The sequence below is a fragment of the Kitasatospora sp. NPDC098652 genome (genome assembly GCF_044760155.1).
In the GTDB taxonomy this organism is placed as follows: Bacteria; Actinomycetota; Actinomycetes; order Streptomycetales; family Streptomycetaceae; genus Kitasatospora.
Genome location: NZ_JBIWAQ010000006.1, coordinates 39,491 through 60,716, shown reverse-complemented (window position 1 = coordinate 60,716; position 21,226 = coordinate 39,491). Strand labels below are relative to the sequence as shown.

The 21,226-nt window shown below is 72.8% G+C and carries 24 protein-coding genes; 5 read left to right on the top strand and 19 right to left on the bottom strand.

Annotated elements, in window-relative coordinates:
- Positions 1–73 precede the first annotated feature (73 nt).
- Genes ACIQWA_RS15695 through hisI form a run of 4 tightly spaced genes read right to left on the bottom strand, consistent with a single transcriptional unit; the run spans position 74 to position 3,127 of the window.
- On the bottom strand, positions 74–679 hold the full coding sequence (locus ACIQWA_RS15695) for a TIGR02234 family membrane protein (RefSeq protein WP_402482574.1): 606 nt from the start codon (positions 677–679) through the stop codon (positions 74–76).
- Positions 676–1,167 (bottom strand): Uma2 family endonuclease, encoded by a 492-nt coding sequence (locus tag ACIQWA_RS15690; RefSeq protein ID WP_402482571.1) that lies wholly within the window; start codon positions 1,165–1,167, stop codon positions 676–678. The genes ACIQWA_RS15695 and ACIQWA_RS15690 overlap by 4 nt, the downstream gene beginning before the upstream one ends.
- Positions 1,168–1,186: 19 nt before the next feature.
- Positions 1,187–2,707 (bottom strand): anthranilate synthase component I, encoded by a 1,521-nt coding sequence (locus ACIQWA_RS15685; RefSeq protein WP_402482568.1) that lies wholly within the window; start codon positions 2,705–2,707, stop codon positions 1,187–1,189.
- A gap of 48 nt (positions 2,708–2,755) precedes the next feature.
- Positions 2,756–3,127, bottom strand: a complete 372-nt coding sequence (gene hisI, locus ACIQWA_RS15680) for a phosphoribosyl-AMP cyclohydrolase (protein ID WP_360245180.1) — start codon at positions 3,125–3,127, stop codon at positions 2,756–2,758.
- Between the two features lie 133 nt (positions 3,128–3,260).
- Between hisI and ACIQWA_RS15675 the strand changes: the two genes are divergently transcribed.
- Together ACIQWA_RS15675 and ACIQWA_RS15670 are read left to right on the top strand one after the other, a co-directional pair.
- On the top strand, positions 3,261–3,833 hold the full coding sequence (locus ACIQWA_RS15675; protein WP_402482566.1) for a hypothetical protein: 573 nt from the start codon (positions 3,261–3,263) through the stop codon (positions 3,831–3,833).
- Between the two features lie 10 nt (positions 3,834–3,843).
- A complete protein-coding gene (locus ACIQWA_RS15670; protein WP_402482563.1) occupies positions 3,844–4,482 on the top strand; it encodes a TIGR03085 family metal-binding protein in 639 nt (212 codons plus the stop codon).
- A 57-nt stretch (positions 4,483–4,539) separates the two neighbouring features.
- Here ACIQWA_RS15670 and aspS read toward each other — a convergent pair whose 3' ends face one another.
- The 7 genes from aspS to ACIQWA_RS15635 all read right to left on the bottom strand — a co-directional run bounded on the left by aspS (position 4,540) and on the right by ACIQWA_RS15635 (position 11,187).
- Positions 4,540–5,850, bottom strand: coding sequence for an aspartate--tRNA(Asn) ligase (gene aspS / locus ACIQWA_RS15665; RefSeq protein WP_402482560.1), 1,311 nt, complete (start codon positions 5,848–5,850; stop codon positions 4,540–4,542).
- Positions 5,851–6,453: 603 nt separating this feature from the next.
- Positions 6,454–7,014: a PASTA domain-containing protein gene (locus ACIQWA_RS15660; RefSeq protein ID WP_402482557.1), complete on the bottom strand. Its 561-nt coding sequence runs from the start codon at positions 7,012–7,014 to the stop codon at positions 6,454–6,456.
- A 95-nt stretch (positions 7,015–7,109) separates the two neighbouring features.
- Positions 7,110–7,589, bottom strand: coding sequence for a SigE family RNA polymerase sigma factor (locus ACIQWA_RS15655; RefSeq protein WP_402483306.1), 480 nt, complete (start codon positions 7,587–7,589; stop codon positions 7,110–7,112).
- Between the two features lie 291 nt (positions 7,590–7,880).
- Positions 7,881–9,020 (bottom strand): FG-GAP-like repeat-containing protein, encoded by a 1,140-nt coding sequence (locus tag ACIQWA_RS15650; RefSeq protein ID WP_402482554.1) that lies wholly within the window; start codon positions 9,018–9,020, stop codon positions 7,881–7,883.
- Positions 9,021–9,118: 98 nt separating this feature from the next.
- A complete protein-coding gene (locus ACIQWA_RS15645) occupies positions 9,119–10,555 on the bottom strand; it encodes an FG-GAP-like repeat-containing protein (protein ID WP_402482551.1) in 1,437 nt (478 codons plus the stop codon).
- A gap of 103 nt (positions 10,556–10,658) precedes the next feature.
- Positions 10,659–10,934 (bottom strand): hypothetical protein, encoded by a 276-nt coding sequence (locus ACIQWA_RS15640; protein WP_360245204.1) that lies wholly within the window; start codon positions 10,932–10,934, stop codon positions 10,659–10,661.
- A 37-nt stretch (positions 10,935–10,971) separates the two neighbouring features.
- Positions 10,972–11,187 (bottom strand): hypothetical protein, encoded by a 216-nt coding sequence (locus ACIQWA_RS15635; RefSeq protein ID WP_360245207.1) that lies wholly within the window; start codon positions 11,185–11,187, stop codon positions 10,972–10,974.
- Between the two features lie 355 nt (positions 11,188–11,542).
- Here ACIQWA_RS15635 and ACIQWA_RS15630 point away from each other — a divergent pair, with 355 nt between their 5' ends.
- Both ACIQWA_RS15630 and ACIQWA_RS15625 read left to right on the top strand, forming a co-directional pair.
- A complete protein-coding gene (locus ACIQWA_RS15630; RefSeq protein WP_360245210.1) occupies positions 11,543–12,529 on the top strand; it encodes a LuxR C-terminal-related transcriptional regulator in 987 nt (328 codons plus the stop codon).
- Between the two features lie 215 nt (positions 12,530–12,744).
- Positions 12,745–13,524, top strand: a complete 780-nt coding sequence (locus ACIQWA_RS15625; RefSeq protein WP_402482546.1) for a VOC family protein — start codon at positions 12,745–12,747, stop codon at positions 13,522–13,524.
- Between the two features lie 110 nt (positions 13,525–13,634).
- Here ACIQWA_RS15625 and hisF read toward each other — a convergent pair whose 3' ends face one another.
- From hisF to hisD, 8 genes are read right to left on the bottom strand one after another with little or no spacing between them, the layout of a single operon-like run.
- On the bottom strand, positions 13,635–14,405 hold the full coding sequence (gene hisF, locus ACIQWA_RS15620; RefSeq protein WP_360245216.1) for an imidazole glycerol phosphate synthase subunit HisF: 771 nt from the start codon (positions 14,403–14,405) through the stop codon (positions 13,635–13,637).
- Complete coding sequence (locus ACIQWA_RS15615; protein WP_402482542.1) at positions 14,402–14,842, bottom strand: RidA family protein; 441 nt, start codon at positions 14,840–14,842, stop codon at positions 14,402–14,404. The genes hisF and ACIQWA_RS15615 overlap by 4 nt, the downstream gene beginning before the upstream one ends.
- Complete coding sequence (gene priA, locus ACIQWA_RS15610) at positions 14,839–15,564, bottom strand: bifunctional 1-(5-phosphoribosyl)-5-((5-phosphoribosylamino)methylideneamino)imidazole-4-carboxamide isomerase/phosphoribosylanthranilate isomerase PriA (protein ID WP_402483303.1); 726 nt, start codon at positions 15,562–15,564, stop codon at positions 14,839–14,841. The genes ACIQWA_RS15615 and priA overlap by 4 nt, the downstream gene beginning before the upstream one ends.
- 17 nt (positions 15,565–15,581) lie before the next feature.
- On the bottom strand, positions 15,582–16,217 hold the full coding sequence (gene hisH / locus ACIQWA_RS15605; RefSeq protein ID WP_360245222.1) for an imidazole glycerol phosphate synthase subunit HisH: 636 nt from the start codon (positions 16,215–16,217) through the stop codon (positions 15,582–15,584).
- A 31-nt stretch (positions 16,218–16,248) separates the two neighbouring features.
- A complete protein-coding gene (locus tag ACIQWA_RS15600) occupies positions 16,249–16,401 on the bottom strand; it encodes a hypothetical protein (RefSeq protein ID WP_188302392.1) in 153 nt (50 codons plus the stop codon).
- Positions 16,398–16,991 carry an imidazoleglycerol-phosphate dehydratase HisB gene (gene hisB, locus ACIQWA_RS15595; protein ID WP_360245228.1) on the bottom strand — a complete coding sequence of 198 codons (594 nt, stop codon included), beginning with the start codon at positions 16,989–16,991 and terminating at the stop codon, positions 16,398–16,400. The genes ACIQWA_RS15600 and hisB overlap by 4 nt, the downstream gene beginning before the upstream one ends.
- 6 nt (positions 16,992–16,997) lie before the next feature.
- Positions 16,998–18,110, bottom strand: coding sequence for a histidinol-phosphate transaminase (locus ACIQWA_RS15590; protein ID WP_402482538.1), 1,113 nt, complete (start codon positions 18,108–18,110; stop codon positions 16,998–17,000).
- A complete protein-coding gene (hisD, locus tag ACIQWA_RS15585; protein ID WP_402482535.1) occupies positions 18,107–19,441 on the bottom strand; it encodes a histidinol dehydrogenase in 1,335 nt (444 codons plus the stop codon). Before hisD ends, ACIQWA_RS15590 begins: the two co-directional genes overlap by 4 nt.
- A gap of 90 nt (positions 19,442–19,531) precedes the next feature.
- Between hisD and ACIQWA_RS15580 the strand changes: the two genes are divergently transcribed.
- Positions 19,532–21,109 (top strand): oxidoreductase, encoded by a 1,578-nt coding sequence (locus ACIQWA_RS15580; protein WP_402482533.1) that lies wholly within the window; start codon positions 19,532–19,534, stop codon positions 21,107–21,109.
- Positions 21,110–21,226 lie beyond the last annotated feature (117 nt).

The window sequence follows — 21,226 nt, the reverse complement described above, 5'->3', positions numbered from 1 at the left end:
CCCCAAAGCGGGTGGCCCGTCTATCGCGTCACACCGGCGCCGGCGTCACACCGGCGCCCGGGGCCTCCGGTGCTCAGACCGCGGTCGGGTCCTCGCCGCGGTCCAGGGCCTTCCACAGGTCACCGGGGGTGTCGGCCTTCGCCGGGGCCTTGCGGGTCGGCGCCTCGTAGCGGCTGCCCATGGCCGGCCAGCCGCGGCCGTAGCGCAGGGTGATCAGCCCGGCCACGGCGAGCAGCAGTCCGCCGGCCAGCGCGACCCAGGGCCAGCCGGTGTGCGCCACCTCGGTGGCGGTGGAGCCGGCCAGCGCCAGCTTGCCGGAGGCGGCGCTGTCCAGCGCGGCGGTGTCCGAGGCCCCGGCCACCGAGGCGGCGGCCGCGCCCAGCCCGGCCAGCAGGGTCAGCGCGCCGACCGCGAGCCGGCCCGCCCCGCGCACCGCGAACACCGCGACGGCCGCGGCCAGGCCCACCAGGGCCAGCCCGCCGGGCAGTTCGGAGATCTTGCCGCCGGTGACGGACACCTCCAGGGTGCCGGCCCGGCCCTCGGCCCAGGTCCGCCCGGCCGCGGTCAGCACCAGCACGGCGCTCAGCACGGTCAGCAGCAGCATCACGCCGAGCGTGCGGCGGCCGGCCCGGGGCGGGGCGGGAGCGGCGGGGGCGGGGGTCTGGTCTGCGGCGGTCACCCGTCCAGTGTCCCCCGGGCCACGCCCCGCGCCGTACCCGGGGTGGGGAACTCGTCCGTCCGCAGCACCACCGTGCGCCCGCCCAGCGGCAGGAACAGGTCGTTGCCGAAGGGCACCCGCTCGGCCTCCCGGTACACCCCGCCGGGGGACGGCGCGGTGTGCACGGTGCAGGTGGCGGCCGCCGGGTCGACCACCACGTACAGCGGCACGCCGCTCTCCGCGCAGGCCCGCGCCCAGGCGTGGTCGCGGCCCGGGTGGGCCGCCTCCAGCACCGCCTCGACCGCGGCGGCCGCGTACCGGCCCCGGGCGTTGTGGACGGCGTCCGCGGCGAGCACCGCCAGGTCCGGGGCGAGCGGGCCGTGCGCGGCCGGGAAGTCGATCAGGACGCGGGACAACACCCGTCCCCGGCCCCCGAGTTCACCCTGGATCTGGACGGCCGCGCCGAACACGACCGCCCAGCGCAGCTCGTCGTACGGCACCTCGGGCATCCGGCCGCCTCCTCGCGCCTCAGGACAGTTCCGGCCTCCGCAGCGTATTGGCGGTGGCGACGGCCCGCAGCACGGCGGCCGCCTTGTTGCGGCACTCGGTGTCCTCGCCGTGCGGGTCCGAGTCGGCGACCACGCCCGCGCCCGCCTGCACGTACGCGGTGCCGTCGCGCAGCACCGCGGTGCGGATCGCGATCGCGGTGTCCGAGTCCCCGGCGAAGTCCAGGTAGCCGACGCAGCCGCCGTACAGGCCGCGGCGGGTGGGCTCCAGCTCCTCGATGATCCGCATCGCCCGCGGCTTGGGCGCGCCGGACAGGGTGCCCGCCGGGAAGCAGGCCGTCAGCACGTCGAAGGCGCTGCGCCCGGGGGCGACCTTGCCGGTCACCGTCGAGACGATGTGCATCACGTGGCTGTAGCGCTCGATCTGCATGAAGTCGACCACCTCGACGCTGCCCGGCTCGCAGACCCGCCCCAGGTCGTTGCGGCCCAGGTCGACCAGCATCAGGTGCTCGGCCCGCTCCTTGGGGTCGGCCAGCAGCTCGGCGGCCAGCGCCGCGTCCTCGTGCGGGGTCGCGCCGCGGTGCCGGGTGCCGGCGATCGGGTGCAGCATCGCCTCCCCCTCGGTGACCTTGACCAGCGCCTCCGGGCTGGAGCCGACCACGTCGAAGCCGCCCTCGGCGCCGCCGTCCGGGCCGGGGAAGCGGAACAGGTACATGTACGGGCTCGGGTTGGTGGTGCGCAGCACCCGGTAGACGTCCAGCGCGGAGGCCGGGCAGGGCGCCTCGAAGCGCTGCGAGGGCACCACCTGGAAGGCCTCGCCGGCCCGGATCCGCTCCTTGACCTCCTCCACCGCGGCCCGGAACGGCGCCCCGCCGAACGGCGAGTGGACCTCCCCCGGGCCGACCGGGGTGAAGGTCGCCAGGCCCGGGTCGACCGGCTTCAACAGGCCGGCCTCCATCGCGTCCAGGCGCGCCACCGCGTCCGCGTACGCCTCGTCCACGCCGCTCGCCAGGTCGTTGTGGTTGACGGCGTTGGCGATCAGCAGCACCGTGCCGTCGGAGTGGTCGAGCACCGCGAGGTCGGTGGCCAGCAGCATGGTCAGCTCGGGAAGCCCGAGGTCGTCCGGGTTCAGGTCCGGCAGCTTCTCCAGTCGGCGGACGATGTCGTACCCGAGGTAGCCGACCAGGCCGCCGGTCAGCGGCGGCAGGCCGTCGTCGGCGCGCCGCGGGGTGTGCAGCGCCTCCAGGGCGGCCCGCAGCACCTCCAGCGGGTCGCCGCCGGTCGGGATGCCCACCGGCGGGGTGCCCAGCCAGCGGGCGCCGCCGTCCGCGTCGGCGGTCAGCGCGGCGGCGCTGCGCACGCCCACGAAGGAGTAGCGCGACCAGCTGCCCTGTTCGGCGGACTCCAGCAGGAAGGTGCCGGGGCGCTCCTCGGCGAGGCTGCGGTACAGGCCGATCGGGGTGAGGCCGTCCGCGAGGAGCCTGCGGGTGACCGGGATGACCCGGGTGTCGACGGCGAGCTTGCGGAAGGCTTCGAGGTCCATGCGGGGCGGCACCTTCTGGGTTCTGGAGTCGGCTGTGGTCGGGGTGGGTCAGGCGAGCGGGAGGACGTCGGCGTCGAAGCAGGTCCGGTCGCCGGTGTGGCAGGCCGCGCCGGTCTGGTCGACCTTCACCAGCAGGGTGTCGCCGTCGCAGTCCAGTGCCACCGACTTGACCGCCTGCACGTGACCGGAGGTGTCGCCCTTCACCCAGTACTCGTTGCGGCTGCGGCTCCAGTACGTGCAGCGGCCGGTGGTGAGCGTGCGGTGCAGCGCCTCGTCGTCCATCCAGCCCAGCATCAGCACCTCGCCGGTGTCGTACTGCTGCGCGACGGCCGGGACCAGGCCGTCCTCGGTGCGCTTGAGGCGGGCGGCGATCGCGGGGTCGAGAGCGGTGGAGCCGGGGGCGGCGGGTGTGGTGGACATGGGGCCATTGTGTCAGCCCGTCCGGGCGGTGAACCGTTCCGTCCGGGCGGCGAACCGTTCGCGGGCGTCCCGTTCGGGGGCAGTTCCGCCAACCGCCTGTCGGGGACGGCCCCGGTGGTCCATCCTCGGGGCCATGACCTCCGAGCAGCAGCCGCCCGAAGCCGCCGCCACCCGTCCGCCCCGGAGCCTGGTGATCACCGTCGCCGCCGTCCTGGCCGTACTGCTCGCGGTGGTGGCCACCGTGCTGCTCTGGCCCGAGGACGCCCCGAAGCCCGCCGCGGCCCCGCCCCCGCCCTCGGCCACCCCGACGCCCACCCCCACCCCGACGCCGACCCCCAGCAAGCCCCAGCCCCCGTACGCCTACTTCCCGGTCGGCACCTGCTTCGACCACCCCCAGCTGAGCCCGGTCATCACCAAGGCCGAGCAACGCCCCTGCACCGGCGACCACGACGGCGAGGTCATCGCCACCCCCAAGCTCCCCGACGGCCTCACCGGCGAGATCCCCATCGCCCTCGCCATGCGCGACGGCTGCAAGGACGCCGAGACCACCGCCAAGTCCCACCAGAGCGACGGCCGCACCTACTACCCCCGCCAGTTCGGCCCCGCCCTCGCCAACTACAAGGACGGCTGGCGCGACTACGCCTGCACCCTCACCGCCGGCAACAAACAGGGCGGCCCCAAACTCACCGCCCCGCTCCACCCCTAGGGTTGTCACCATGTCGAACCACGCCCTGGCCGAACGCCACCGCCTCGCCGAACTCCTCACCGCCGCAGGGCCGGACGCGCCGACCCTCTGCGCCGGGTGGACCACCCGGGACCTCGCCGCCCACCTGGTGATCCGCGAGCGCCGCCCCGACGCCGCGGCCGGCATCCGGGTCGCCGCCCTGGCCGGCCGGACGAAGCGCATCCAGGACGACTACGCGTCACGCCCCTACGAGGAACTGGTCCGACTCTTCCGCGCCGGCCCGCCCGTCCACTCCCTCTTCGCCCTCCCCGGCGCCGACGAGGCGGCCAACACCGTCGAGTACTTCGTCCACGCCGAGGACGTCGCCCGGGCCGGCGAGGACTGGACCGCCCAGCCCGTCCCGCCCGGTCGCGCCGAGGCCCTCTGGCGCCGGCTCCCGATGATCGCCCGCTTCGAGGCCGGCCGCCGCTCCCCCGTCCGCCTCACCCTGGCCCGCCCCGACGGCCGGTCCCTCACCGTCGGCCCCGCCGGCGCCCCCACCGTCCAGCTCACCGGCGACCCCGGCGAGCTCGTCCTCTTCGCCTACGGCCGGGGCGCCCGCACCACCCTCACCGTCGACGGCCCCCAGGACGCCGTCGAGGCCCTCCGCCACGTCCTGCCCCTGCCGTAGGGGCTCCGCGCAGGAGGTCGGCCCGACCGACCTCCTGCGCGAACTCCCCCGCCCGTCCTACGGCGTGAGCCGGTTCGGGCCGCGGAAGAGGAAAGTGGCCTCGCGGATCGAGGGCAGGCCGAGCAGGACCATCAACACCCGTCCGAGGCCCATGCCGAAGCCCCCGTGCGGCGGGCAGCCGTACCGGAACGCGTTCAGGTAGTCCCGCATCGGCTCCGCGCCCAGGCCCTTCTCGGCGGCCTGCTCCAGCAGCACGTCGTACCGGTGCTCGCGCTGGGCGCCGGTGGTGATCTCCAGGCCCTTCCAGAGCAGGTCGAAGCTCAGGGTCACGGTCGGGTCGTCGGCGGGGCGCCTGTGGTAGAAGGGGCGGATGCCGACCGGGTAGCGGGTGATGAAGGCGAACTCGTGCCCGGTGGCCTCCTTGAGGTGGGCCGCGATGGCCCGTTCGCCCTCCGGGTCGAGGTCGTCCTTGACGCCCTCCCGGTCCCAGCCGCCCTCGCGGAGGATCTCCTGCGCCTCGGCCATGGTGATCCGGGGGAAGGGCGTCGTGGGCACGGTGACCTCGACGCCGAAGTGCTCGGCGATCGCCTCCCCGTGCCGGTCCGCGACCTCGGCGATGGCGTGGGCGAGCATCCGCTCCTCGAAGGCCATCACCTCCTCGACGTCGTCGATCCAGGCCAACTCCACGTCCACGCCGGTGAATTCGGTGGCGTGCCGGGAGGTGAACGACGGTTCGGCGCGGAAGACCGGCCCGATCTCGAAGACCTTGTCGATGCCGGCCGCGATCGCCATCTGCTTGAAGAACTGCGGCGACTGCGCCAGGTAGGCGCTGCGGCCGAAGTAGCCGACCTCGAAGACCTCCGCGCCGGACTCCGAGGCGGTGCCCATCAGCTTGGGGGTGTGCATCTCGGTGGCGCCCTGCGCGTGGGCGTACGCGCGCAGGCCCTGTTCCAGGGTGGTCTGGACGGCGAACAGCAGCTGCACGGCGGGGCGGCGGCGCACGTCCAGGAAGCGCCAGTCCAGCCGCTGCTCCGGGCCGGTGCGGTCGTCGATCGGCAGTGGAGTGGCGGCCGGGTTCAGCACCTCGACCGTCTCGGGGACGAGTTCCAGGCCGCCGAGCTTGACCTGGGTCGCCTCGACGACGCGGCCGGTGATCCGCACGGCGGACTCGGGGGTGAGGGCGTCGAGCCGGGCCTCCAGTGGCCCGCCGTCCCGCCGGTGGGTCACCTGCACCAGGCCGGTGCCGTCCCGCACGAGGACGAACTGCATGGCGCGCTGCAGGCGCAGGGTGTGCACCCAGCCGCAGACGGAGACGGTACGGCCGAGGTGTTCCCGCAGCTCGGAGACACGGACGCGGCTGTGGATCATTGAGGTCCTCCGAAGGACATCGTCATGATCCCTTGGGAGTGCGGGCGAGAAGGGTGACTCGCGGTACCACCGCACTTTCGCCGCCACCGGAGCGGCGGCCTCGTTCAGGCCCGGTGACGGGGGCCGGCCGGCGGGGCATTGGACCACCGGATGTGGGGTCGTTCCTCCCCGCGCTCAGGAGGGTCTTCGCCTCGGGGCGCGAGACCGCCTTCCCAGCTTCCGGCGGTTCTCTCTGCTCGCGTGTTCCCTGGCTACTCGTCTCCGTCGACGCGTTGCACAGCAGGATACGAAGCGGGTGGCGGCAGCGGCAACCGAGAAACCCGCGCGGTCGCGGGGGGGCCCCCCGGGGGGGGGGGGGGGGCCCCCCCCCCCGGCGGCCCCCCCCCCCCCGGGGGGGGGGGGGGGGGGGGCACCAGGGGACGGGACGTTGGGCCCCCCGGGCGCCCCCCCCGCCGGGGGGGGGTTGGGCCGTGGCTACGGGCCCCGCGCCCGCGGTCCCACGGCTGTAACGTCGGGGGGGGGGGGGGGGGCCCCCCCCCACCCCGGGGGGGGGGGGGGGCCCCCGGGGGGGGGCGGGGGCCCCCCCGCGACCCGGTCGGCCGGTCAGCCCTTGGGGCGGCCCTTGGAGATGAACAGCTGGACCGTCTCGTTCGCCGCCACGGTACGCCCGGCCTGCGGCTCGGAGTTGACGACGGATCCGGCGGGCACCTTCCAGTCGGTGAGCTCGTGGACCTCGTAGCGCAGCCCGGCCGCGTCCAGCAGCCGGGTGGCGGCGTCCCGGGACAGGCCGGTGAGCGGGGGCACGGTCACGGTCGAGGCGCCGGACGCGGGCGGGGCGGCCGGGGAAGGGGCGCCCTCGGTCGCCGTCGGCCCGCCGACGGGCGCCGACACCGGCGCCGAGGGCGATGCCGATGCCGAGACGGACGCGGGTCCGGAAGGCGAGGCGGAAGCGGGCGCCGACTGGACGGCCGGGGCCGGCCCGGTCCCCGACGGGCGGTCCCCGCCACCCGTCGATCCGGGCACGAGCAGGGCGGCGCCCGTCGCGATGACGGCCACCGCCGCCACCGCCGCGGCTCCGGTGAGCACGGTGCGCCGGCGCACCGCGCGCCGGATCCCCACGGCGTCGATCACGGGGGCGGGGGCATCGTCGGCGAAGGCAGTCATGGCGGCGAGCAACTCCTGGTCGAAAGCGGAACCGAATGCGGAATCGGATGCGGGGCCGGATGCGGGGCCGGGGTCGTGGGGCGGGAAACGGATCATCACGCACCTTCACGCGAGGTCGACGACGCGGACGGGACATCCTGCCGAGGCAGTGCGGCCCGCAATTTCGCGAGCCCGCGGGCGAGTTGTGAGCGCACGGCGCCGGGAGAGATGTCCAGCGTCTGCGCGATCTCCTGGTCCCCGAGGTCGTGGAGGTAGTACAGGACGACCACGGTGCGCATCCCCATCGGCAGCGTGTGCAGCGCCGCGACGAGCTCCGCGCGCAGCTCCACCGACCGGTAGGCGTCGCGGGGATCGGGGTGCTCGACGCCGGGTTCCGGCGCGGGGCGCTCGCCCGAGCGGTGCAGCCGCCGCCAGCGGTCGTTGGCCAGGTTCACCAGGATCCGACGGACGTACGCCTCGGGCACCTCCGCGCGCGCCACCCGCCGCCAGTGGCGGCAGGCCCGCTCCAGCGTCTCCTGAACGAGGTCCTCCGCGGTGTGGGCGTCCCCGGTGAGCACGTACGCCGTGCGGAACAGCGCGCCCGAACGCTGCTCCACGAACTCGACGAAGTCGATCCCGGGACCGGTCCTGCGCAGCCTCACCCGCGGCCTCACTCTCTCCCGCCGTCACTTCCACCCCCATGACGGCAGCCGGCCGCGCCCTGCTGCACGACCACCGCGGAAGTGACGCGGCTCACACCCGCCGATGCCCCGCCACCCCACCGCCTGCCACCCCACCGCCTGGCAGGACGTCGCCGGCGGTCGACGACGTCGGGCCCGCCGGCCAGGGATCTCCCTGACCGACGGGCCCGCCGTCCGACCTTCGGCCTACCAGCCGCCGGTGCCGATCTCGGTGCGGGAGCTCAGCCCCTTGCCGGTGCCCTTGTAGAGGTAGAGCTTCCCGGTCTCACCCGGCGCGGACTCCACCGCCGCCAGGTCACCGATGCCGTCACCGGTGAAGTCCGCCCCCGCGTAGTCGGAGATCCCGTTCCAACCACCGGAACCGATCTCCACCCGGTCACCCAGACCGTGGCCGTTGCCCGGGTACAGCCACAGCTTCCCCGTGGACGTCTCGGTCGCCACCAGGTCGTCCTTGCCGTCCTTGTTCATGTCCCCAGGGCTGACGATCTTGTTCATCCCGTTCCAGCCACTGGTACCGATCTCCACCCGGTCACCCAGGTACCCGCCGCGGCCGGGGTACAGCCACAGCTTCCCGGTCGAGTTCTCACTCGCCACGACATCGGCGACGCCGTCGCCGTTGAAGTCGCCCACCGCGGTGTTGTTCATGCCGTTCCAGCCGCCGCTACCGAGCTCGATCCGGCCCTCGATGCCGTGGCCGTTGCCCGGGTACAGCCAGAGCTTGCCGGTCGACTTCTCGGTCGCCACGATGTCGTCCCCGCCGTCACCGTTCAGATCACCGACCGCCAGGTTGCTCATCCCGTTCCAACCACCGGAACCGATCTCCACCCGGCTGCCCAGCGTGCCCGACCCCGACCCCGGGTACAGCCACAGCTTCCCGGTCGACACCTCCACCGCGACCAGGTCCTTCTTGCCGTCACCGTTGAAGTCACCGGCCGTCAGGTTCGTCATCCCCGGGTCCGACGGGCCTGCCGGGTACGGGTCAGCATGGTCGGTCGAGAGTCCGGTGCCGGGGCTGCATCCCCATGCGCCGGCTCCCTGGTCGGCGAGGATCTTCTCGGCGATCAGGATCTGTTCCTTCTTGGTCGCCTGGTGCGGATAGGCCGCGTACTGGGTGCCGCCGTAGTGCCGCCAGTTGTCCTCGGATATCTGGAGGCCGCCGTAGTAGCCGTTGCCGGTGTTGATGGACCAGTTGCCGCTGCTCTCGCAGGCGGCCACCTTGTCCCAGGTGCTGACCGACGCGGCATCGGCCGTGCCGGCGAGGCCGAGCGGTGCGAGGCTCAGCACGAGGACGGCCAGGCTCCTGCGCATGCGGGTGTGTGCGGACATGGGTGTTCTCCCCCTGGAATCGGTATTGGCTGACGTTCGTTCAGTACTGCTTCGTTGCGTTCGACTTCGCTGGGTTCGACTTCGTTGGGTTCGACGGCTCACCAGCCGCCGGTGCCGATCTCGGTGCGGGAGCTCAGACCGTTGCCGGTGCCCTTGTAGAGGTAGAGCTTTCCGGTCTCACCCGGCGCGGACTCCACCGCCGCCAGGTCACCGATGCCGTCACCGGTGAAGTCCGCCCCCGCGTAGTCGGAGATCCCGTTCCAACCACCGGAACCGATCTCCACCCGGTCACCCAGACCACGACCCGTCCCCGGGTACAGCCACAGCTTCCCCGTGGACGTCTCGGTCGCCACCAGGTCGTCCTTGCCGTCCTTGTTCATGTCCCCAGGGCTGACGATCTTGTTCATCCCGTTCCAGCCACCGGTACCGATCTCCACCCGGTCACCCAGACCGTGGCCGTTGCCCGGGTACAGCCACAGCTTCCCGGTCGAGTTCTCACTCGCCACCAGGTCCTTCTTGCCGTCACCGTTGAAGTCACCCACCGCGGAGTTGTTCATCCCGTTCCAACCACCGGAACCGATCTCCACCCGGTCACCCAGACCACGACCCGTCCCCGGGTACAGCCACAGCTTCCCGGTCGACTTCTCGGTCGCCACGATGTCGTCCTTGCCGTCACCGTTCAGGTCACCGGCCGCCAGGTTGCTCATCCCGTTCCAACCACCGGAACCGATCTCCACCCGGCTGCCCAGCGTGCCCGACCCCGACCCCGGGTACAGCCACAGCTTCCCCGTCGACACCTCCACCGCCACCAGGTCCTTCTTGCCGTCACCGTTGAAGTCACCGGCCGTCAGGTTCGTCATCCCCGGGTCCGACGGGCCGTCCTCGCGGATGGACTTGTTGCGGACCGGCACGAAGGTGCCGTAGCCGGGGTAGTACGGGTAGGGGATCTCGCGGTAGTGGACGCCGCTGCCGGTGAACTCGTAGCCCATGTAGTGGTCGGAGTCGGTCCACTTCTCGAACAGCACCACGTGGCCGCTGGCCCCGCTGTTGTCGTTGAGCAGCGCGTCGCCGGCCTTGAGGTCGCCCTTGCTGATCCCCTCGGTGACGCCCTGCGGGCCGAAGGTGTCGGTGGTCAGCGAGTCGCCGAGCTTCCAGGCCATCGAGACGTAGCCGGAGCAGTCGGTGCGGTACCCGTTGTGCGAGCCGGTCCAGCTGTAGTCGAGGCCGATGCCGACCCAGGTCTTGGCGCGCTGGATCGCCTCGCTCCGGGAGACCGCGGGGGCCAGCATCGAAGCGGCGGCGGACGAACCGTCAACGGAGGGCGCCTGGAAGGCTCCTGCGCCCTTGCCGGCCCCGACCGGCTGGCCGGCGCCGCCGTACTCGCCGCCCGCGACCGCGGTGGCGGTCGTGGCGGCATCCGCGGGGGCGGGTTCGGCGGCGAACGCGGCGCCGCCCTGGACGAACAGCCCGAGCGACAGCGAGCCGGCCAGGCCGAGGGCGACGGCGGACGTGCGGAGATAGGCCTTGCGGGACATGAGAACTCCTGGAAAGGGCATTCGGAGGACCGGTGCGGCGAAGAGCGCCCGGATCACCGGAAGAGGAAGCGCCGGAGGAACTCCGGCAGGATGTGGACGGCCGTCAGCCGGCGACGGAGAGACGCCAGGACCGGAAGACCGGAGACCGCGAGAGGGCGGCGGAACAGATGGCCAGCGAATGGGCGGGGGCGTTGTCGCCGCTTCCGCCGCTGGTGAAGATGATGAGGTCGATGGAGTCCTGACGGACTCTCGACTGGACGTGCTCCAGGCCGCCGCAGGGATCTGCGTGGGCCCAGAGCACGTCCTTGAGGACATGGGCGTCGGCCCCGGTCGGCGGACGCGGGTCGGGGCTCGTCAGGGTGAGACGGACAATGTGCATCGGGCTCGGTCCGCGTGGCCGGCGCCGACGGCAGTGGTCACTTCTTGCTGTCCCAGCTGATGCTGCCCGGGTCGCCCAGGCCGGGCTTGCCGGTCCCGCTCGGGGTGGGCACGCCCGTGCCGGGGTCGCTCGCCGCGGACACGCCCGCCACGGTGACCGGTGCGGTGGCGGCGGCGGTGACGGCCGGCAGAGCGAGCGTGGCCACCACTGCCGCAGCCGCGAGGACACCGGAAACGCGAGCGGAGATCCGCATGGAGAACAACCCCCTGGTTGATGGTCGATCAGTTTCGTCGAACGGGCGACGGCTGCTTTCCCGTCTCCCACCGGCCCGGGGCTCGGCGCCCCTGCGGCTCGGTGATCCCTATCCTGCAAGCCCGACCGGCGCTCCGGAAGGCCTTCCATGAGGCACCATCAGGCCTGGCACCATCGCGCCACCCCAGCCCCGGCTCTCCACCTCCGCCTCAGCGGTCCGGGCCGCCACCGCCACCACACCGGCTCCTCCGACGGTCCGTCAGCTCTCCTTGCACGCACGTGTTCGAACTGTGAGAATCACGCAGGTGGCCTTGACGTTTGCCGGGCCGCCCGCATCGCCGTGACCGGGGGGAATCGTGCTCGAAGTACTCGGACTGAACCCGACGGCGGAAGCCGTCTACACCGCCCTGCTGGTCGAGCCCGGCTGCGGGGTCGCCGACCTCTGCCGCCGGCTCGGCCTCTCCGAGACCACCGTCAGGGAAGCCCTCGACCAACTCGCGGACCTGACGCTGCTGCGGCCCTCCCAGGAGGTGTCCGGCGCGCTGCGCCCGGTCAGCCCGGCGGTCGGTCTGGAGGCCGTCCTCCGCCGCCAGGAGGACGAGCTGGCCCGCCGCCAGCAGGAGCTGGCCGCCAGCAAGGCGGCCGTGGCCCGGGCCGTCGCCGCCTACGCGGACCTGGTACCCAACACCGCCTCGGACGCCACCGAGCGCCTGGTCGGGATGGACGCGATCCAGGCCAAGCTCGAGATGCTGGCGCGCGGCCTCCAGGAGGAGTTCCTCGCCGCGATCTCGGGCGGGGCGCAGTCCCAGGCCAGCATGGACGCCGCCCGCCCGCTCGACCAGGACGCCCTGGAGCGCGGCGTCGCCATGCGGACGCTCTACCAGGACAGCGTCCGCAACGACCAGGCCACCCACGCGTACGCCCAGTGGCTCACCGAGCTCGGCGGCCAGGTGCGGACGGCGCCCCTGCTGCCGCCCCGGCTGCTGGTCTTCGACCGGCGCACGGCCGTCGTCCCGATCGACCCGACGCGGACCAGGCTCGGGGCGCTCTGTACCAGCGAGCCCGGTCTGGTGGCCTCCCTGGTCGCCCTGTTCGAACAAGCCTGGTCCACCGCCGTACCGCTCGGCGCCGACCAGCCCACGCATCACGACACCGGCCTCACCCCGTCCGAACGCGACCTGCTCCGCCTGCTCGGGACGGGCCTGACCGACGAGGCCGCCGGCAAGCGGCTCGGCATCTCGCTGCGCACCGTGCGCCGCCAGATGTCCGCCCTGATGGAGCGGCTCGATGCCACCAGTCGCTTCGAGGCCGGCCTCAAGGCGGCGCAGCGCGGCTGGCTGTAGCCGGCGCCCGGCCGCGCCCCGCGGCCCAGCCGACCGGCCGCCGACCGACAGCCCCGCCGACCGGCCGCCCCGCCGCCCGACGGCCCAGCCCGACCGGGCGCGCCCCGGCTGCGGATGTCAGTACCCGGGTGCAGACTCTCAGGTGGCCGGGGAGGGGGCGTGCGCGCGCCCGACGGAACCGCCCCGGTCACTCTCCATCGAAGGGGCACCACCTCATGCTCACCACCGACTTCCCCATCGGCTCGCCCTGCTGGATCGACCTCGGCACCCCGGACATCCCGGCCACCGCCGCGTTCTACGGCAAGGTCTTCGGTTGGACGTTCCAGGAGGTTCCCGAAGCGGGCGGCTACGGGTTCCTCCAGGCGGGCGGGAAGACCGTCGGCGCGCTCGGCAACCTCGACGCGGGCGCCCGGTCCGCCTGGACGACGTACTTCCGCACCGCCGACGTGGAGAGAACGGTCAAGGCGGCCGAGCAGTCCGGTGCCACCGTCCGGGTCCCGCCGATGGACGTCATGCAGGAGGGCCGGTTCGCGGCGCTGACCGATCCGCAGGGCGCCGAGTTCGCGGTCTGGCAGGCCGGGAACACGGTCGGCCTGGACGCCGTGTCCGAGGACAACACGCTGGTCTGGTCGGAGCTGCACACCAAGGACCAGGACGGTGCCTTCTCCTTCTACCACGGGCTGTTCGGCTGGCGGGTGGAGAACTTCGAGCCGTCCCCGGGGATGAGCTACCGGGTGATCTCCACCGCCGAGGGCGACCAGCAGCAGACGAGCTTCGGCGGCATCGCCCCGACGATGCAGCCGGACCAGCCGTCCGCCTGGACGCCGTACTTCGCCGCCAACGACGTGGACGCGCTGATCCGCAAGGCGACGGCGGCCGGCGGCCAGGTGCTGATGGCGGCCGAGAACGTGGAGAACGTCGGCCGGATCGCCTGGCTGGCGGACCCCAACGGCGCCCCGTTCGCCCTGATCAAGGGCGAACCGCGCGAGTCGTGAACAACGCACGGGTCGTGAACACGCGCGGGTCGTGACACCCGCGCGAGTCGTGAACACGCGTGAGGGCCCGCCGCACACCGGCGACGGGCCCTCTTCCACGACAGCGCAGGTCACCGCACCGGGTGCCCGGCCTCCCGCAGCGCGTTCTTGACCTCGCCGATCCGCAGGTCCCCGAAGTGGAAGACGCTGGCCGCGAGGACGGCGTCCGCACCGGCCTCGACGGCCGGGGCGAAGTCGGCGAGCTTGCCCGCCCCGCCGGAGGCGATGACCGGCACCGACACCGCCTTGCGCACGGCCCGGATCATCTCCAGGTCGTAGCCGTCCTTGGTGCCGTCGGCGTCCATCGAGTTGAGCAGGATCTCGCCCGCGCCCAGCTCGGCCGCCCGGCCGGCCCATTCGACGGCGTCCAGACCGGTGCCGCGGCGCCCGCCGTGGGTGGTGACCTCGTAGCCCGAGGCGGTCTCCACGCCCTCGGCGCAGCGCCGGGCGTCGACCGACAGCACCAGCACCTGCCGCCCGAACCGCTGGGCGATCTCGCGGATCAGCTCGGGCCGGGCGATGGCCGCGGTGTTGACCCCGACCTTGTCGGCGCCGGCCCGCAGCAGCTGGTTCACGTCGTCGACGGCACGGATGCCGCCGCCGACGGTGAGCGGGATGAACACCTGCTCGGCGGTGCGGCGGACCACGTCGTAGGTGGTCTCGCGGTCGCCGGAGGAGGCGGTGATGTCGAGGAAGGTCAGCTCGTCGGCGCCTTCGGCGTCGTAGAGCTTGGCCATCTCGACCGGGTCGCCGGCGTCGCGCAGGTTCTGGAAGTTGACGCCCTTGACCACCCGCCCGGCGTCCACGTCCAGGCAGGGGATGACACGTACGGCGAGGGTCACAGCTGCTTGCCTTCCAGGGCTTCCAGGGTCGTTGCCAGCCCGGTGCGGTACGCGTCGAGCTCGACCTCGACCATCATCCGGGAGTCGATCAGCCCGTCGACCACCACCATGGTGGCCACCGGGCGTGCGGCGTCGAAGAGTCGGCGGTGGGCGCGGCCCACCTCCTCGGCGTCGCGGGCGTGGGTGATGTACATCCGGGTGCGGACCACGTCGTCCGCGGTCAGACCGTACGCGGCGAGGGCCGAGAGCCCGACGCCGAACGCGGCGAGGGTCTGCCGGTACGGGTCGCCCTCGTGCTCGATCCGGCCGTTCACCCAGGCGGTGGACCCGGCCACGTGCACGTGGTCGCCCGCGGCGACCGCCCGGGAGTAGCCGAACTCCTCCTCCCAGGGGGAGAAACCCGTCACCCGGCCGCGTACGATCCGACCTTCCGTCATCCGGAAACCGCCTCCAGGGCCTCTTCGAGGGTGAACTTCTGCTCGTAGAGTGCCTTGCCCACGATGGCGCCCTCGACACCCAGGTCGACGAGACCGGCGATGGCGCGCAGGTCGTCGAGGGAGGAGACGCCGCCGGAGGCGACGACGGGGCGGTCGGTGGCGCCGCAGACGTCGCGCAGCAGCTGGAGGTTGGGGCCGGTGAGGGTGCCGTCGCGGTTGACGTCGGTGACGACGTAGCGGGCGCAGCCCTCGGCGTTCAGCCGCTCCAGGACGTCGAAGAGCTGGCCGCCGTCGCGGGTCCAGCCGCGGCCGCGCAGGGTGGTGCCGACCACGTCCAGGCCGACGGCGATCTTGTCGCCGTGCTCGGCGATGGCCTTGGCGACCCACTCGGGGGCCTCCAGGGCGGCGGTGCCGAGGTTGACCCGGGTGCAGCCGGTGGCGAGGGCGCGGGCGAGCGACTCGTCGTCGCGGATGCCGCCGGACAGCTCGACCTTGAGGTCCAGCTGGCCGGTGACCTCGCGCAGCAGCTCGTAGTTGGTGCCGGTGCCGAAGGCGGCGTCCAGGTCGACCAGGTGGAGCCACTCGGCGCCGGCGTTCTGCCAGGCGAGGGCGGCGGCCAGCGGCTCGCCGAAGGAGGTCTCGGTGCCGGAGGCGCCCTTGACCAGGCGGACGGCCTGGCCGTCGCGGACGTCGACGGCGGGCAGCAGCTCAAGGCTCATCAGTAACAACTCTCAGACGTTCAGAGGGTGTTGACCCAGTTGGTCAGCAGGGCGGCGCCGGCGTCGCCGGACTTCTCGGGGTGGAACTGGGTGGCCCAGAGCGGGCCGTTCTCGACCGCGGCGACGAACGGCTGCCCGTGCGTGGCCCAGGTGACCAGCGGCGGGTTGATCCGCGCGCTGTGGGTCTCCAGCTCCCAGTGCCGCACGCCGTAGGAGTGCACGAAGTAGAAGCGGGTCTCCGGGTCGAGGCCGGCGAACATCCGGCTGCCCTCGGGCACGTCCACGGTGTTCCAGCCCATGTGCGGGACGACCGGGGCGTCCAGCGGTTCGACGGTGCCGGGCCACTCGTCGCAGCCGGGCGTCTCCACCCCGTGCTCGACGCCCTTCTCGAAGAGGATCTGCATGCCCACGCAGATGCCCATGACCGGGCGGCCCCCGGCGAGCCGACGGCCGATGATCCAGTCACCGCGGACGGACCTGAGGCCGCGCATGCAGGCCTCGAAGGCGCCCACGCCGGGGACGAGCAGGCCGTCCGCGGCCATCGCGGTGTCGTAGTCGGAGCTGACCGTGACGTTCGCCCCGGTCCGCTCCAGGGCGCGCTGCGCGGAGCGGAGGTTGCCGGAGCCGTAGTCGAGGACGACGACGTTCTTGCCCATGTTCAGGTGTCCAGTCTCTCTGCTACGGGTGTTACAGGCGCATGAGGCCGGAGCCCAGGCACATCACGGCCCCGATGGCCAACACCAGGATGACGCCCTTCGGGAGCTTCTGCTTCCAGAAGGAGATCACCCCGCCCGCCAGGAAGAGGCCGACGAAGAGGAGGATCGTCGCGGTCTTGTTCACAGCGCACCCTTGGTCGAGGGAAGGATTCCGGCCGCGCGCTGGTCCCGCTCGGCGGCGTAGCGCAGCGCCCGGGCCAGTGCCTTGAACTGGCACTCCACGATGTGGTGCGCGTTGCGCCCGTACGGGACGTGCACGTGCAGCGCGATCTGCGCCTGGGCCACGAAGGACTCCAGGATGTGCCGGGTCATCGTGGTGTCGTAGCTGCCGATCATCGGCGCCATGCCCTCGGGCTCGGTGTGCACCAGGTAGGGCCGGCCGGAGAGGTCGACGGTGACCTGGGCGAGCGACTCGTCCAGCGGCACCGTGCAGTTGCCGAAGCGGTAGATGCCGACCTTGTCGCCGAGCGCCTGCTTGAAGGCGGCGCCGAGCGCGAGGGCGGTGTCCTCGATGGTGTGGTGGGTGTCGATGTGCAGGTCGCCGTCGGTCTTGACGGTGAGGTCGAACAGGCCGTGGCGGCCGAGCTGGTCGAGCATGTGGTCGTAGAAGCCGACGCCGGTGGAGATGTCGGTCTTGCCGGTTCCGTCGAGGTCTATCTCGACCAGGACGGAGGTCTCCTTGGTGGTGCGCTCGACGCGTCCGATGCGGGACATGAGGGGTTACAGCTCCTTGATCACATTACGGACGGCGTCCAGGAAGGCGTCGTTCTCGGCGGGCGTGCCGGCGGTGACGCGCAGCCACCCGGGGACCCCGTTGTCACGGACCAGGACACCCCGGTCGAGGATGGCCCGCCACACGGCGTGGGTGTCGGCGAAGCGGCCGAACTGGACGAAGTTGGCGTCCGAGTCGGTCACCTCCAGGCCCATCCCGCGCAGCGCGTCCACCAGCCGGTCGCGCTCCTCCTTGAGCCGGCCGACGTACCCCAGCAGGGTGTCGGTGTGCTCCAGGCAGGCCAGCGCGGTGGCCTGGGTGACGGCCGACAGGTGGTACGGCAGCCGGACCAGCTGGACGGCGTCGACCACGGCCGGGTCGGCGGCCAGGTAGCCGAGGCGCAGCCCGGCGGCGCCGAAGGCCTTGGACATGGTGCGGCTGACCACCAGGTTGGGGCGGCCCTCGACCAGCGGCAGCAGCGAGGCGCGGTGCGAGAACTCGACGTACGCCTCGTCCACGACCACCAGGCTTGGCCGGGCGGCCTGCGCGGCCTCGTACAGCCGCAGGACGGTCTCCGCCTCGACGGCCGTCCCGGTCGGGTTGTTCGGCGAGCAGATGAACACCACGTTCGGCCGGTGCTCGGCGATCGCCGCGAGGGCGGCGTCCACGTCGATGGTGAAGTCGTCGTCGCGGGGGCCGGAGATCCAGGCGGTGCCGGTGCCCCGGGAGATCAGCGCGTGCATCGAGTAGGAGGGCTCGAAGCCGAGCGCGGTGCGGCCGGGGCCGCCGAAGGTCTGCAGCAGCTGCTGGAGGACTTCGTTGGAGCCGTTGGCGGCCCACACCTGCTCGCGGGTGACCGGGAAACCGGTGGTGCGGGTCAGGTACGCGGCGAGGCCCTCGCGCAGCTCGACCGCGTCCCGGTCGGGGTAGCGGTTGAGGTGGCGGGCGGCCTCGGCGACGCGCTCGGCGATCCGGGCCACCAGCTCCTCGGGCAGCGGGTACGGGTTCTCGTTGGTGTTCAGCTGGACGGGGACGTCCAACTGCGGTGCGCCGTACGGGGACTGGCCGCGCAGCTCGTCCCGGATGGGCAGGTCGTCGATACGGGTCGTACGGATGGTCACGTGCCCGGCACCGTCCAGTCGCTCTGCCAGTTCTGTTCGTCTCCGACAAAACGTGCCTTGATGGCGTCCCCGTGTCCGGGGAGGTCCTCGGCTTCCGCCAGGTTGACCACGTGCGCGGCGACGTCCGCCAGCGCCTGCCGGTCGTACTCGACGACCTGGACGCCGCGCAGGAAGGTCTGCACCGACAGCCCGGAGGAGTGGCAGGCGCAGCCGCCGGTCGGCAGCACGTGGTTGGAGCCGGCCGCGTAGTCGCCCAGCGAGACCGGGGTCCAGCGGCCGATGAAGATCGCGCCGGCGTTGACGACCTTCGCCGCCACCGCGTGCGGGTCGCGGGTCTGGATCTCCAGGTGCTCGGCGGCGTAGGCGTTGACCACGGCGAGGCCCTGCTCCAGGTCGTCGACCAGGATGATGCCGGACTGGCGGCCGCCGAGCGCCTCGGCGACCCGCTCGCCGTGCTTGGTCCGGCCGACCTGGGTGACCAGCTCGACCTCGACCGCGTCGGCCAGCTCCGGGGAGTCGGTGACCAGCACCGAGCCGGAGGTGGGGCCGTGCTCGGCCTGGCTGATCAGGTCGGCGGCGACGTCGCTCGGCAGCGCGCTGTCGTCGGCGAGGACGGCGATCTCTGTCGGGCCGGCCTCGGAGTCGATGCCGATCCGGCCGGCGAAGAGCCGCTTGGCGGCGGCCACGTAGATGTTGCCGGGGCCGGTGACCATGTTCACCGGGGCGCACTCCTCGGTGCCCAGGGCGAACATCGCGACCGCCTGGGCGCCGCCGACGGAGTAGACCTCGTCCACGCCGAGCAGCGCGCAGGCCGCCAGGATGGTCGGGTGGACCCGCCCGCCGAACTCCTTCTGCGGCGGCGAGGTCACCGCGATGCCCCGGACGCCCGCCTCCTGGGCCGGCACCACGTTCATCACCACGGAGGACGGGTAGACCGCCAGCCCGCCCGGCACGTACAGGCCGACCCGCTCGACCGGCACCCAGCGCTGGGTGACCGTGCCGCCCGGCACCACCTGGGTGGTGTGCCCGGTGCGGCGCTGGTCGGCGTGCACGGCCCGGGCGCGGCGGATCGACTCCTCCAGCGCGGCCCGCACCTTCGGGTTCAGCGTCTCCAGGGCCTCGGCCAGCTGCTCGGCGGGCACCCGGGTGGACTCCAGCCGGACGCCGTCGAAACGCTCGGTGATCTCGATCAGCGCCGCGACCCCGCGATGGCGTACGTCCTCGGCGATCGGCCGCACCTTCTCCAGGGCGGCCGCCACGTCGAACTCGGCACGGGGCAGCAGGGCACGCGGGTCGTCCAGCGAGCCGCGGAGGTCGATTCGAGAGATCACGCCACCCAGTGTAAGGAGTGGCCGGAACGGCTGGTCCCGCATTTCAGTCCGTGATACGAAAGGCGAGACGACCGGGGGGACGGGGAAACGATGGCGGAGAGTGCTCCGGAGTGCTGGACCGACACCGAGCGGGAGCTCTGGGAGGCCTTCCGCGAGGGCGAGGTCTTCGACCTCCGGTGTGGCCGGACCGACATCGACGACCCCTTCGGGGACACCGTCTGGGGCCCCGAACGCACGGTGAGCGCCGAGGTCCTCGCCCACCTCCTGCTGGCCGGCCCGCGGCCCACCGCCGGGCGGGTCGCCTCGCTGCGGATGAGCGGGGTGTACGTCACCGGCGCGCTCAACCTGGCCGGCGGCCACATCGACCGGTACGTCGAACTGCGCGGCTGCCGCTTCGAGCACAAGATCCTCATCTCGGAGGCCTCGGCCACCACCCTGCGGATGGTCGACTGCCTGATCCCCCGACTGGAGGCCTCCCGGCTCGCCACCACCGGCGACGTCCACCTGGCCCGCTGCCGGATCCCCGACGGCATCCGGCTCACCGACGCCAAGATCGGCACCGACCTGCTCCTCAACCTGGCCGTCATCGGCGGCGACCGCTACGGCCGCGCGGTGTCCGCCGACGGGATCACCGTCCACCAGGACTTCGAGGCCGAACGCCTGGAGACCCGGGGCGAGTTGAGCGTCCGCACGGCCCGAATAGGCGGCCGCTTCTCGCTCCGCGGCGCCCAGCTGCACGCCGACCCGCAGAACCGGGTCTGCCTCAACGCCGTCCGGCTCAACGTCGGCCACACCCTCTACCTGACCAGCTCGGCCGACGGCGGCTGGTTCGGCTCCCGCAGCTACTACGGCTCCGGTTACGGCCAGAGCCCCCCGCCCGACGCGCCCAGCACCCCGTTCCGCGCCTACGGCCAGGTGCGGCTCTCGGACGCCCGCTTCGACGCCGCCTGCCTGATCTCCGGAGAATTCCACCTGGAGGGTGACGACGAGCTCTCGCTGCGCCGCATCCACACCCCCGAACTCCGGTTCACCTGCAAGATCCGGCCCACCGGCACCGTCTCCCTCTCCCGCGCCCGGGTCGGCAACCTGGTCGACACCCCGGACGCCTGGCCGCTCGGCAAGCACCTGCGGCTGACCGGCTTCGTCTACGAGAACCTCCGCCCGGTCGGACAGTTCACCGTCCAGCAGCGGATCGCCTGGCTGGAGGGCTCCGCGGTCGAGTTCCAGCCGGAGTCCTACGAGCAGCTCGCCACCGCGCTGCGCCGCGACGGCGCCGACGACGACGCCCGCGAGGTGCTGTACGCCAAGCAGCGCCGCCGCCGGGAGACCCTGCCACTGCCCGCCCGGGGCTGGGGCCTGGTCCAGGACGTCACCGTCGGTTACGGCTACCGCCCCGGCCGCGCCGGCCTGTGGCTCCTGCTCACCTGGGCCCTCGGCAGCATCTGGTTCGCCACCCACCCGCTGGACCCGCTCAAGGCCGACGAGAAACCCCACTGGAACGCGGTGCTCTACACCCTCGACCGGCTGCTGCCCATCGTCGACCTCAACCAGGGCGCCTGGAACCCCGGCGGCGCCAGCCAGTGGATCGCCGCCGGCCTCGTCGTCGTCGGCTGGCTCCTCGCCTCCACCGTCGTCACCGGCGCCACCCGCCTCCTCCAACGCGGCTGACCCGGCCCCGCACCACCCATCGCCGCCGTCTGCACAGGAAGTCGTTCAGACCGACTTCCTGTGCAGACGGCGAGAAGGCCTTGAAATCTTGTATCCGGATCAACCATTCACTCCGGG